We start from the raw sequence: 11,865 nt of genomic DNA on the forward strand, positions 1-11,865 counted from the left end.
CCCCGCCTCATCTCAGCCAGTAATCAGTCATCGACCTGGTTGATGACCGCGTCTGCAACCTCGCGCATGGACAGGCGACGATCCATCGACGTCTTCTGAATCCAGCGGAACGCCTCTGGCTCGCTCATCCCCATGTTCTTCATGAGCAGGCCCTTCGCGCGATCCACGCGCTTGCGAGTCTCGAAGCGATCCGTCAGGTCGGCGATCTGGTCCTCCAGGGACTCGATCTCCGCGTGACGCGACAGCGCGATCTCAACGGCGGGGATCAGGTCGGAGGGGCTGAAGGGCTTGACGACGTATGCCATCGCGCCGGCGTCGCGAGCACGCTCAACAAGCTCCGTCTGGGAGAACGCCGTCAGCATGACGACCGCGCACGACAGCTCCTGCAGAATCTTCTCGGCAGCCGTGATGCCGTCCATCTTCGGCATTTTGACGTCCATCACACAAAGGTCAGGTTCGAGCTCCAGTGCCAGCTCGACAGCCTCTTCACCGTCGGCTGCTTCGCCGACGACTTCGAACCCCGCCTGGGTCAGCGTCTCAACGATATCGAGACGAATCAACCCCTCGTCCTCGGCCACGAGGACGCGACGCGGTTCAGCCTGCTCTTCACTCATTGTCATATCCCTCAGTTTGATTGGTGTGCTCAGCTGTTCTATTGTGGATCCCGCAGACGCGAAAGCCCCGATAGCCCAACTGGCAGAGGCGGTCGGCTCAAACCCGGCTTGTTGTGGGTTCGAATCCCACTCGGGGTACCGCCATTGGAGTACGTGATCTATCCTACCGGCAAACAGGTACCAGCGCGATGCTGGAACAGGGATTGATACGCGCAGTTTTCGCAGACGAACAGGGGCCGACAAGCAACGCTTGTCGGCCCCTCACCGTATCTTTTAGGCGACCACGATCAGCTCGAGGCCGAGGTACTCCGCTGCCGCTCCCCTGCGGGTCGGCTCGTCGAGATCCGCAATCGCCTGCTTGACCCTCGTGTCGTGGAAGTCAGCAAACCACGGCTCAACGGCTCGCGAGAGCTGTGCGACCTCTAGGTTGTTGGCCACGCGACCAAACAGCGTGTCGTGGACCGACACGGTCCGGATGTTCGTATTCATTTTTCCTCCATCTTCCATTGTGGGCGCGCGGAAACGTGCTTTGTTCGCACGGGCATTCCAAGAAACGCACCCGCAGCAATCTGCTGTATTCACCGCTCCGTCGTTGGAACGGCGCTACACGCCTCAACGTGTATCCGAGAACTTTATTCCACCGATGCCACTTTGTCTATGCGAATCAACATGTGTTCTCGGTAACAAATGGGAGGGGTGTCGACCCCAGGCCGACACCCCTCCGTTCGCGTGGATCACGCCTCGCGGGCTCCACCGATCATGTAGTCGGCTTCGTCTCCCACCTCGTGAATACGCAGCATGTTCGAGGAGCCGGGGATGCCCGGGGGCATACCGGCGACGATGACGAGCTGGTCGCCGATCTCGGCCAGGCGCGAGGACTGCGCGACCAGGTCGAGCTGCCAGACCATGTCATCCGTGTGCTGCACCTCGGGAACGCGGTACGTCTGGATGCCCCACGACAGAGCCAGGCGTCGGCGCGTCGACTCGAGCGGCGTGAAGGCCAGCATCGGGATCGGGCGACGCATACGCGAAAGCATGCGAGCCGAGGTACCCGACTGGGTGAAGGTCACCAGGTAGCGGGCATCCATATGCTCCGCGATACGCGCGGCGGCTTCACAGATGACGCCGGCGCGATCAGCAAAGAAGCCGGGGATGGAGGCGATGCGCTCACCGCCGTTTTCCTCGGTGGACTCGATGATCGCGGCCATCGTGCGAACGGTTTCGATGGGGAACGCACCCACCGAGGTCTCACCGGACAGCATGACTGCATCGGCACCGTCGAGAATTGCGTTGGCGCAGTCGGAGGCCTCGGCGCGCGTCGGGCGCGGGTTTTTGATCATGGAATCCATGACCTGCGTCGCAACGATGACGGGCTTAGCGGCAATACGAGCCAGCTCGATCGCGCGCTTCTGCACCAGCGGCACGGCCTCAAGAGGCATTTCGACACCCAGATCGCCGCGGGCGACCATGATGCCGTCGAAGGCCTCGATAATCTCTTCCAGTGCCTCGACGGCCTGGGGCTTCTCGATCTTGGCGATGACGGGGATACGCTTGCCCATCTCGTCCATGATCTCGTGAACGTCCTTAATGTCGTCAGCGGAGCGCACGAAGGACAGAGCGATGAAGTCGGCATCCTGCTCGATGCCCCAACGCAGATCTTCCTTGTCCTTCTCGGACAGGGCAGGCACGGACACAGCAACGCCGGGCAAATTCAGGCCCTTATGGTCCGACACCATGCCGGGCACCTCGACGCGTGTCACGACGTCGGTATCGGTAACCTCGAGGACACGGACCGCGACGTTGCCGTCGTCAATCAGCAGGCGGTCTCCGGGGGCACAGTCGCCGGGCAGACCCTTGAAGGTGGTACCAACGAGTTCCTTCGTGCCGGGAACGTCGCGGGTCGTGATGGTGAAGGTATCACCGATGTGCAGCTCCTGGGGGCCGTCTTGGAAGGTTTCCAAACGGATCTTCGGGCCCTGGAGGTCAACGAGAACCGCAATCGCGCGGCCGGACGTCGCAGACGCCTTTCGCACACGCGAAATGACGGCCGCATGTTCCTCAGCCTTTCCATGCGACCGGTTGATACGCGCGACATCCATGCCGGCGTCCACCAGCGCTTGGAGCTGCTCAGGAGATTCAGTGGCAGGTCCAATAGTGCAGACAATCTTAGCTCGACGCATGGTTGCAAGTTTACCGCTCAATCACGCGGTAATCCCGAAGGACCCACTCGCACGGAACGTGATCATTCCCATGAATTAGGTGATCATGGGACCTTCGACTCCAATAGCGTGCCCGACGGCGGTTTAAAAGTCTTCGAGAGAACTCTCCTCGGCGGACTCGTCCTCGCCCACGCGTGTCTCGATAATGTCCTCAGCATCGGAGTCGCTAGCCTCAGAGTGCTCCTCCTCACGCTCGTCATCATCCGTCACTGCCCCGTCACCGGCGACCTCGCGAGACCGCCCCAGGCGACCCGCGACAACAAACAGTACGACGCCCAGGAGGAACACTGCCAGGGACGTCCACACGTTCAGGCGCAAACCGGCAACCGTGTGTGCGTCGTCGATGCGCAGCATCTCGATCCACGCGCGTCCTGCGGTGTACACCATCAGGTACATCCCGAAGAGTTGTCCGGCCGCGAAGCGGCGACGGCGCTCAAGCGCCACGATGAGCGCCGCGCCGGCCAGATCCCATAGGCTTTCGTAGAGGAACGTCGGGTGGAACAGGGTACCAACGGGGTAGCCCGCAGGCACATGCGCTGCGTCGATCTGAAGACCCCACGGCAGGGTCGTCGGTCCACCGAACAGCTCCTGGTTGAACCAGTTCCCCCACCGACCGATGCCCTGGGCAACGAGTAGCGCGGGGGCCAGCGAGTCTGCAATGGGGCCAAAGCGCACCTTGGCGCGTTTAACGCCAACGTAAGCGCCGAGCGCGCCCAGGGCGACACCGCCCCAGATCCCCAAGCCGCCGCGCCAAATCTGGAAGGCAAGCATCGGGTCGCCGCCGGGCCCGAAATAGGCCTCGGGCGAGGTGACGACGTGGTACAGACGGGCTCCGACGACGCCCAGCGGGATCGCCCACAGTGCGACGTCGTAAATCGTGTCGGAACTACCACCGCGTGCCACGTAGCGGCGAGCGGTCCACCACACGCCCACCACCATTCCAATAGCAATGATGATGCCGTACGCGCGTAGCGGCAGCGGACCGAGGTACCACACGCCCTCGGAGGGTGAAGGGATGCCAGTGGCGGCGACGAGGCTCACGCGCGGGCTCCAGTCACGCCGGACTTCAGTTCGCTGGCAAGCTCGCCCAGGGCCTTCAGACCACGGTCGAAATCCTCATCGAAGAGAGTCTTGACGAGCGCGGATCCGACGATGACACCGTCCGCGTAGGCACCGATCTCGCGGGCCTGGGCGCCGGTGGAGACGCCGAGGCCGACGCACACGCGCTGTGCCCCCGCGGCGCGAGTACGCGCCACGACGTCCGCGACGTGCTCGCCGACAGTCGCACGGGCACCCGTGACACCCATCGAGGAGGCGGCGTAGACCCAGCCTCGCGAGTGCTCAGCGATCAGCGTGAGGCGGTGTTCCGGTGAGGAGGGGGCGGTCAGGTAGATGCGCTCCAGATCGTACTTGTCCGATGCTGCCTCCCACTGCGCGCCTTCCTCGGGTGGCAGGTCGGGGGTGATCAGACCGGAGCCGCCGACCGCCGCAAAGTCCCGCGCGAAGCGTTCGACGCCCCACCACTCCACGGGGTTCCAGTAGGTCATCGAGGTCGTCGAGACACCGTACGAGGTCAGCTCGTCCACCGCGTGGAAGAGGTCCTCCAGGTGGGTGCCGCGCTTGAGGGCCGCGACGGTCGCGCGCTGGATCGTGGGGCCGTCCATGCCCGGATCCGAGTACGGGAAGCCGAGCTCGATCGCGTCCACGCCAGCGTCCGCAAGAACCTTTCCCGCGCGGATCGAATCCTCGACCGACGGGAAGCCGACGGGCAGATAAGCGATCAGCGCGGCGTCACCGCGCGCCAGGGCAGCGTCAATAGCGACGGCGGAATGGGGTGCTCGCGTCATCTCACTTCTCCTCGTTCTCGTCCAAGACGGCCACGCCGGAGGGGCCGGCACTGGGGTCGATCACCTGCAGCTTCGCGCGTCCGTAGCCGAACCAGCGCGACGCGGTGTCCACGTCCTTGTCGCCGCGTCCCGACACGGTCACGATGGCGATGGGTTCCTCCCCCGGTGCGAAGGGTCCCTCGGCTTCGACCTTCGCGCGCGCCCATGCGCGTACTCCGGCGAGCGCGTGCGAGGACTCAATGGCGGGGATGATGCCCTCCGTGCGCGACAGGAGCAGGAAGGCATCCATGGCCTCGGCGTCGGAGACGGGGATATACGAGGCGCGTCCCGTACGCGCCAACCATGCGTGCTCCGGACCAACGCCCGGATAATCGAGGCCGGCAGAAATCGAGTGTGAGGCCTTGGTCTGGCCGTCGCGCTCCTGCAGGACAAAGGTGCGTGCACCGTGAAGGACGCCGACCTGGTCGGCGGTGATGGAGGCGGCGTGACGCCCGGTATCAAAACCGTCGCCCGCAGCCTCGCAGCCCAGCAGCTCAACGCTCGGGTCGTCGATAAACGCCGTGAAAGAGCCAATCGCGTTCGAGCCGCCGCCCACGCACGCCACGACGACGTCGGGCAGGCGCCCCTCGGCGGCAAGCAGCTGGGCGCGCGCCTCGTCGCCGATGACACGCTGGAGGTCACGCACGAGCTCGGGGAACGGGTGCGGACCCGCGGCGGTGCCGAAAATGTAGTTCGTCGTCTCGACATTGGTCACCCAGTCGCGGAACGCCTCGTTGATGGCGTCCTTGAGGGTCGCAGAACCGGCGGTCACGGCGATCACCTCGGCACCCAGCATCTGCATGCGCGCGACGTTGAGGGCCTGACGCTCGGTGTCCTCGCGGCCCATGTAGATCGTGCAATCCAGCCCCAGGAGTGCGGCGGCCGTCGCGGTGGCCACGCCATGCTGGCCCGCGCCCGTCTCGGCGATGACGCGCGTCTTGCCCAGCTCCTTGGTGAGCAGAGCCTGACCCAGTACGTTGTTGATCTTGTGGGAACCCGTGTGGTTAAGGTCCTCGCGCTTGAGGAAGACGCGCACGCCGCCCAGATCGGCGGCAAAGCGCGGAGCCTCGGTCAGCAGGGAGGGACGACCGGCGTAGTTGGCGAACAGGTCGCGCAGGCGATGCTGGAAGGACTTGTCGCGCCACAGGCGCTTCCACGCAGCCTCAACCTCCTCAAGGGGCCCCATGAGCGACTCGGCGACGAAGCGGCCTCCGAAATTGCCAAAGTAAGGTCCGGGCACAAAGTTCTCAGCCGTCATCACAATCCTTCCTTGAGCGCCGCGGCGACGCGGGCCTTACGATCCGTGCGCAGCGCGGGGTGCTGCCCGGCGCTGACCATGTCCTGAATACTCGAGCGCGGGTCACCCGAGGTCACGAGAGCCTCGCCGACTAGAACGGCGTCCGCGCCCCACTTCGCGTATTCAAAGACGTCGTGGGCCTTAGCGACACCCGACTCTGCGACCGCAACGACGTTCTGCGGGATGACGTCGATGACCTGCTCGACGGTCGAGCGGTCAACCTCGAGGGTCTTCAGGTTGCGTGCGTTGACACCGATGATCGATGCACCGGCCTCAAGGGCACGCAGCGCCTCCAGTCGCGAATGCGTCTCGACGAGCGCCTCCATACCCAGCGAACGCGTGCGCTCTAGCAGGGAGACCAACGCACTCTGCTCCAGGGCAGCCACGATCAGCAGGACGAGATCCGCGCCGTGAGCACGCGCCTCGTGAATCTGATACGGCGTCACGATGAAGTCCTTGCGCAGGATCGGGATATCGACCGCCGCGCGCACCGCGTCGAGGTCGGCCAGTGAGCCGTGGAAGCGGCGCTGCTCGGTCAGCACAGAGACCACGGAGGCTCCCCCGGCCTCGTACATCGATGCCAGCGCTGCGGGGTCGGGGATATCGGCGAGCGCCCCCTTGGAGGGAGACGAACGCTTCACCTCGGAAATGATCTTGACGGCACCATCTCGGTTGCGAAGGACACCCAGGGCGTCCTTCGCCTCAGGGACGGCCTGCTCCATTTCCTTGACACGGCTGAGAGGAACGCGGTCCTCGCGCTCTTTCAGGTCGTCGAGGACCCCTGCAATAATGTCATCGAGAACGCTCACGACGCTCCCCTTTCACCGAGAAACAATTGGACGCCATCAAGGCTAGCGAATAATAGGGACGCCCGTTTGCAGCGTCCGGACGCGCGTGTCACGACAGAGGGGCCAGCGTCGAGGCGCGCACGACGGATTCCACTGCGGCTGCCGCCTTGTTGCGGGACTCCTCGTACTCAAGCGCGGGCACCGAGTCGGCGACAACGCCGGCACCGGCCTGCACCGAGGCGACGCCATCCTTGAGGGACGCCGTGCGGATCGCGATCGCAAGGTCCGCATCACCCGACAGGTCGAAGTAGCCAACGACGCCGCCGTAGACACCGCGCGCTGCGGGCTCGAAGTCGTCGATCAGCTGGATCGCACGAGGTTTGGGTGCACCCGAGAGAGTGCCCGCCGGGAACGTCGCGACCAGGGCGTCGAGGGCGTCCGCATCCGGGCGCAGCACTCCCGTGACGGTCGAGGAAATGTGCTGGATGTGCGAGAAGCGCTTGAGTTCCATGAGCGTGGCAACCTCGACCGAGGCGGGATCACACACCTTCGACAGGTCATTGCGCGCCAGATCGACCAGCATGACGTGCTCCGAGAGTTCCTTCGGGTCCTCAAGGAGCTCGGCGGCAAGGCGATGGTCCTCCGCGGAATCGCCACCGCGCGGACGCGACCCGGCGATCGGATAGGTCCACACCCGCCGCCCCTCGGCCTTGACCAGAGTCTCCGGCGAGGAACCCACGACCTCGAAGTGGCCGCCACGCTCGTCGGGCAAGTCCAGGTAGTACATGTAGGGTGACGGGTTGACGGTGCGCAGCACGCGGTAGACGTCGACGCCGCTGGCATTCGTGGAGACGTCGAGTCGCTGGGAGAGCACGATCTGGAAAGCATCACCGTCCGTAATCGCCCGCTTGGCGGCGTGAACGGAGGATTCAAAGTCCGCGCGCTGCGTGCGCTGACGGACGCCAGGTGCCTCCTGGCCACTCACCCCCAGCACAGCCGGAGCGATAGGCGAGGCGAGCTGGGCTGTCATAGCGTCCAGGCGCTCGATCGCGCGATCATAGGCACCGTCGACACCCTCATCCGAGCCGTTGAGGTTCCAGGCGATGGCCATCAGGTACACCGACCCCGTCGCGTGGTCGATGGCGGCCACCTCGGTGGCGAGCACGAGCGTCGCGTCGGGGACGTCGGACTCCTTGGGGGCTGTTGCCGCCAAGGTCGGCTCCCATTCGGGGATGATGCCCCAACCGAGCGAGCCGACGAGAGCGCCCGTCAGCGGGGGCAACCCCTCGATGGGCGACGCCGCCAGCAGCTCAAGCGCGGAGTGCACGACCTCTAGGAACGTACCCTCCGGCTGCGCCCCCTCCGGATGAGCACCCACCCACTGGGCATGACCATCACGGGCAACGATGGCACCAGCACTCGACGCGCCGACAAAGGACCAGCGCCCCCAGGAGCCACCATGCTCGGCGGATTCGAGAATAAAACTGCCATAGTCACCATGAGCAAGCTGGCGGTAGACGCCGACTGCGCTCAGTTCGTCAGCGAGAACACGGCGCACGACGGGGATCACGCGCCGAGACGCGGCGAGCGACGTGAACACGTCACGAGGAGGCCACGTTTGACCCCATTCGAGGCTGACAGGCTCGGACTGATGCGAAGGCGTCGTAATACTCACCGTGTCATTGTCCCATCCCGGACCCACTCCGTCCCGACGGGTCCACGATGAGGCCAGTGACAAAGGCCTATAGCCAGTCGGGGACGACGCCCCACGCGATGGTGCCCACCAGCGCGGACCCAATCATCCACGGTCCCATGGGAACGCGGCTCTGCGTGCCAGCCCAGCCGACGACGATCTTCCACAGGGCCGCGAGACCGGCGGAGAGGAACGACAAGGCCAACGCAGCGACTGCGGCCTCGAGACCAACAGATCCCACCATCGCGCCGAGGACGGGGGCGAGCTTCACGTCGCCTCCGCCCATTCCACCGGGCAGGCGATTCAGGATTGCAATCGGGATGGTCCAGATGAGCATGCCGATCACGCAGCCAATGAGCCGCTGTTGCCACATCGGTGAAATGAGCATTCCGACAAGGGTACCCGCGAGAACACCGATGCCCATGACCGCCGTATACGTGTTCGGCAACCGGTGCGTGCAGGCATCCACGTACGCGCTCAGCGCCCCAATCATGGCCACCGTCATGACGGCGGGCATGCCTGGGCGCATCTGGGCACCTACGAAAAAGAACGCTCCGAAGATTCCAGCGCACCACACGATGGCATTGCGTGTCAGCGGCTTCTGCGTGGCCTCGATGAAGTATCGGCGCTGAATCCTCCAGCCAGAGCGCCACAGCCACGCCAGGATAATGATCCACGTGAGGAAGCCCGACACGAGGGACAGATCGGCGCTGATACGAGGTGGAAGCCACTCGACGATCACGGGTGCACCGTTCCCCCGGCCTCGCGCGCGCGGCGCTCCAGCTCAGTCTCCAGCGCATGACGCATCACGGCGGGATCGGGGCTGCGACCGGTCATCAGCTGGACCTGTGCGGCCCCCTGGTAGACCAGCATGTCGGTGCCTTCAGCGACGACTCCCCCGGCTTTCTCGAAGGTGGTGCGCAGCGCGGTGTCACGCGGCGAGTAGATGACGTCCAGGAGAATCTGGCCCTCGCGGGGTGCCAGACGGCTCGCTATGGCATCTGCAACGCCCGCGGGCAGCGTCGAGATCAGCACGTCGGCGCGGGCGGCAGCACTCGCTACCGCAGAGACATCGGACCACATGACCTGCTCGACGCTCACGCCGAGGCGTGAGGCTGCGGAGATGACAGAGCCGGGACCACCGAAACGTCGGGCAGCCACTGTCGTCGTCGTGACTCCCAGCTCTCCCAAGGCTGCCAGGGCAGAGGAAGCAGTTGCGCGCGCTCCGAGCACGAGGGCACTCGACGGAACGGGTACGCCAGAGCGCGAGCACACACGGCGGATCGCTGACGCAATACCGGTGACATCGGTGTTAAAACCCGCGAGCATTCCTGCCGAGGGCACGACCGTGTTGACGGCTCCTACCGCGCTCGCCAGCGGGTCGATGGCATCAAGCAGCGGCATGACGGCCTGCTTGCAGGGCATCGTGACCGATAGTCCGCGGAAGGACTCGTCGAGCTGGCCGATGAAAGTCGGCAGAGACTCTTCGGTCACCTCGGCGCGGCGATACTCCCATCCGTCGATCCCGAGCTGCTGCCACGCCGCCCGGTGGATGACCGGGGACAGTGAGTGAGCAATAGGGGATCCGATAACTGCGGCCCACATCGTCATGACTGCGGCGAGCACTGAATCGGGTGCTTGGTGCAGTACGCGTCCAGCTTCGCTTTGTTCTTCTCGTGCTCATCGGCAGTGGCCGCGAAGAGAGTCTCACCCGAGTTGAGGTCGACCGTCACGAAGTAGAGCCAGTCGCCCGCTTCCGGGTTCAGAACGGCCTTGATGGCGTCCGCGCTCGGCTGGTTGATGGGCGTGGGCGGCAGGCCTGCGTGCAGACGCGTGTTGTAGGGGTTGTCGTTATCGAGGTCAGCTTGGCTCGGCAGGCCGGACTCCTTGCCGGCTCCGTAGAGTGTGGTCGAGTCCATGCCAAGGACACCGTGTGTATCTTTGTCGTCGACGAGGCGATTCTCGATGACGCGGGCGACCTTGGGCATGTACTTCGGGTTGTTTCCCATCTCTCCTTCGACGATCGACGCCTTAATAAGGACCGTCTCGCGGTCCGCAGCGGGTACCCCGAGCGCATCCAACTCGTCGATAGTCGCCTTGACCATGCGGGCGATGACAGCCGTCGGGGTGTCGCCTTCCTCGACCTTGTACTCGCCGCGGTGCAGCCATCCCTCGGCGCTGCCACCCGCTTCAGCGGGCAGGCCGATGGCGGCGGTGTCCGCGAAAGCTTTGTCCACGTCCGCGGAGGAAACATCCATGACGTCCACGATGCGTCTCTTGATGGCGGACATGCGTTCGCCTGCGAGGACCGTGATGGTCGACTCGACACGGTTCATGGGATCGAGCATCACGGCAAGCGCGTCGGCCGCGCTCATCTGGCGCTTGAAGCGGTAGGTGCCCGGGTTAATTGTGCGTGCCGCGCTGTTCTTTTCGTACTGGCGGACAAAGGCACCCACCGACTTGACGACGCCGGCCTCGTGTAGGGCACGACCGATGTCACGGCCCGTGGCCTGGTCATCGATGGTGACGAGGATTGGGTCGGTGCCCGGCCCCGGGAAGTCGTCGGAGGCGACCATTGAGGTATTCATGAGCTGCGAGTAGGCCACGTAGCCTGCCCCACTGACCAGTCCGATCACGAGGAGCAGCACGAAGAAGGAACGGATGCGACGACGGCGCTTGCGCTTGCGCGCCGCATGTCTCTCGGCGGCGATGCGACGCGAGCGCATGCCGGTGGTCTCGGAGGGGTCTTCTGAATGTTGACGGGAGCGGCCTTCGTCTCCGGTTCCGGCGATGATTGCGTCGAATCCGCTGACCGTGGCTGTCTCTTCGCCGGGATCCGTCAAGGCATCAAAGCCGAAGTCGGTCGACGTGTCGAAGGACTCGTCATCGTCGTCCGCAACCGACGGTACTCCAGCATCGGGCGTCGGGGTAGGGTCCGGCATCGTGCGCGTTGACCGCCACAAGCCGCGAACGGAACTCTTCTTTGTCGTAGAGGCCCGGTCAACCCCCTGCAGGGGAGTCTGGGTCGGGTCGGGGTCGGTGAAGCGTCGCCGCGAGGTCTCACGGGCGGGCGTCGACCTGGGGTCGGACGAGGCCTGGGGGCGCCTCTCACTGCCGCGCACCGACGTGGGATCAGACGAGGCCTGGGGACGCCTCTCACTGCCACGCACCGACGTGGGATCAGACGAGGCCTGAGGACGCCTCACGCTGCCACGCACCGACGTGGGATCAGACGAGGCCTGAGGACGCCTCACGCTGCCACGCACCGACGTGGGATCAGACGAGGCCTGAGGACGCCTCACGCTGCCGCGCACCGACGTGGGATCAGACGAGGCCTGAGGACGCCTCACGCTGCCACGCACCGACGT

General features: G+C 64.9%; 11 protein-coding genes and 1 tRNA gene. 1 reads left to right on the forward strand and 11 read right to left on the reverse strand.

Features of this window, described 5'->3' with window-relative positions:
* Nucleotides 1-23: 23 nt before the first annotated feature.
* Nucleotides 24-614, reverse strand: a complete 591-nt coding sequence (locus HMPREF1136_RS05950; RefSeq protein WP_009057992.1) for an ANTAR domain-containing response regulator — start codon at nt 612-614, stop codon at nt 24-26.
* Nucleotides 615-678: 64 nt separating this feature from the next.
* On the opposite strand from HMPREF1136_RS05950, the gene HMPREF1136_RS05955 reads away from it, so the two are divergent.
* A tRNA-Leu gene (locus tag HMPREF1136_RS05955) sits at nt 679-752 on the forward strand.
* A 135-nt stretch (nt 753-887) separates the two neighbouring features.
* Here the strand turns inward: HMPREF1136_RS05955 and HMPREF1136_RS05960 are convergent.
* The 10 genes from HMPREF1136_RS05960 to mltG form a co-directional block, all read right to left on the reverse strand.
* Nucleotides 888-1,103 carry a hypothetical protein gene (locus HMPREF1136_RS05960; protein WP_034505136.1) on the reverse strand — a complete coding sequence of 72 codons (216 nt, stop codon included), beginning with the start codon at nt 1,101-1,103 and terminating at the stop codon, nt 888-890.
* Between the two features lie 245 nt (nt 1,104-1,348).
* Nucleotides 1,349-2,794, reverse strand: a complete 1,446-nt coding sequence (pyk, locus tag HMPREF1136_RS05965) for a pyruvate kinase (RefSeq protein ID WP_083836254.1) — start codon at nt 2,792-2,794, stop codon at nt 1,349-1,351.
* Between the two features lie 123 nt (nt 2,795-2,917).
* Nucleotides 2,918-3,874 (reverse strand): prolipoprotein diacylglyceryl transferase, encoded by a 957-nt coding sequence (gene lgt / locus HMPREF1136_RS05970; protein WP_009648441.1) that lies wholly within the window; start codon nt 3,872-3,874, stop codon nt 2,918-2,920.
* Nucleotides 3,871-4,680, reverse strand: a complete 810-nt coding sequence (gene trpA / locus HMPREF1136_RS05975) for a tryptophan synthase subunit alpha (protein WP_009648435.1) — start codon at nt 4,678-4,680, stop codon at nt 3,871-3,873. Before trpA ends, lgt begins: the two co-directional genes overlap by 4 nt.
* A 1-nt stretch (nt 4,681) precedes the next feature.
* A complete protein-coding gene (gene trpB / locus HMPREF1136_RS05980) occupies nt 4,682-5,977 on the reverse strand; it encodes a tryptophan synthase subunit beta (protein WP_034505139.1) in 1,296 nt (431 codons plus the stop codon).
* Nucleotides 5,977-6,825 carry an indole-3-glycerol phosphate synthase TrpC gene (trpC, locus tag HMPREF1136_RS05985; protein WP_009648440.1) on the reverse strand — a complete coding sequence of 283 codons (849 nt, stop codon included), beginning with the start codon at nt 6,823-6,825 and terminating at the stop codon, nt 5,977-5,979. Before trpC ends, trpB begins: the two co-directional genes overlap by 1 nt.
* 88 nt (nt 6,826-6,913) lie before the next feature.
* Complete coding sequence (locus tag HMPREF1136_RS05990; RefSeq protein WP_051023524.1) at nt 6,914-8,479, reverse strand: chorismate-binding protein; 1,566 nt, start codon at nt 8,477-8,479, stop codon at nt 6,914-6,916.
* Nucleotides 8,480-8,546: 67 nt separating this feature from the next.
* Nucleotides 8,547-9,239, reverse strand: a complete 693-nt coding sequence (locus HMPREF1136_RS05995) for a prepilin peptidase (protein ID WP_009648439.1) — start codon at nt 9,237-9,239, stop codon at nt 8,547-8,549.
* The gene (locus HMPREF1136_RS06000; protein ID WP_009648443.1) at nt 9,236-10,108 is read right to left on the reverse strand and encodes a shikimate dehydrogenase; all 873 of its coding nucleotides are present in this window, start codon (nt 10,106-10,108) and stop codon (nt 9,236-9,238) included. Before HMPREF1136_RS06000 ends, HMPREF1136_RS05995 begins: the two co-directional genes overlap by 4 nt.
* Nucleotides 10,105-11,865: endolytic transglycosylase MltG (mltG, locus tag HMPREF1136_RS11235; protein WP_442852134.1), on the reverse strand; the 1,761-nt coding region annotated here is incomplete at its 5' end. The genes mltG and HMPREF1136_RS06000, both read right to left, overlap by 4 nt.

The sequence above is a fragment of the Actinomyces sp. ICM47 genome, assembly GCF_000278725.1.
Classification (GTDB): domain Bacteria; phylum Actinomycetota; class Actinomycetes; order Actinomycetales; family Actinomycetaceae; genus Pauljensenia.

Excerpts from the sequence above, each read along its gene's own strand:
- pyk (WP_083836254.1), bottom strand. The coding sequence starts at position 2,794 with ATGCGTCGAGCTAAGATTGTCTGCACTATTGGACCTGCCACTGAATCT.
- HMPREF1136_RS05960 (WP_034505136.1), bottom strand. The coding sequence starts at position 1,103 with ATGAATACGAACATCCGGACCGTGTCGGTCCACGACACGCTGTTTGGT.
- HMPREF1136_RS06000 (WP_009648443.1), bottom strand. The coding sequence starts at position 10,108 with ATGACGATGTGGGCCGCAGTTATCGGATCCCCTATTGCTCACTCACTG.
- trpB (WP_034505139.1), bottom strand. The coding sequence starts at position 5,977 with ATGACGGCTGAGAACTTTGTGCCCGGACCTTACTTTGGCAATTTCGGA.
- trpA (WP_009648435.1), bottom strand. The coding sequence starts at position 4,680 with ATGACGCGAGCACCCCATTCCGCCGTCGCTATTGACGCTGCCCTGGCG.
- HMPREF1136_RS05950 (WP_009057992.1), bottom strand. The coding sequence starts at position 614 with ATGAGTGAAGAGCAGGCTGAACCGCGTCGCGTCCTCGTGGCCGAGGAC.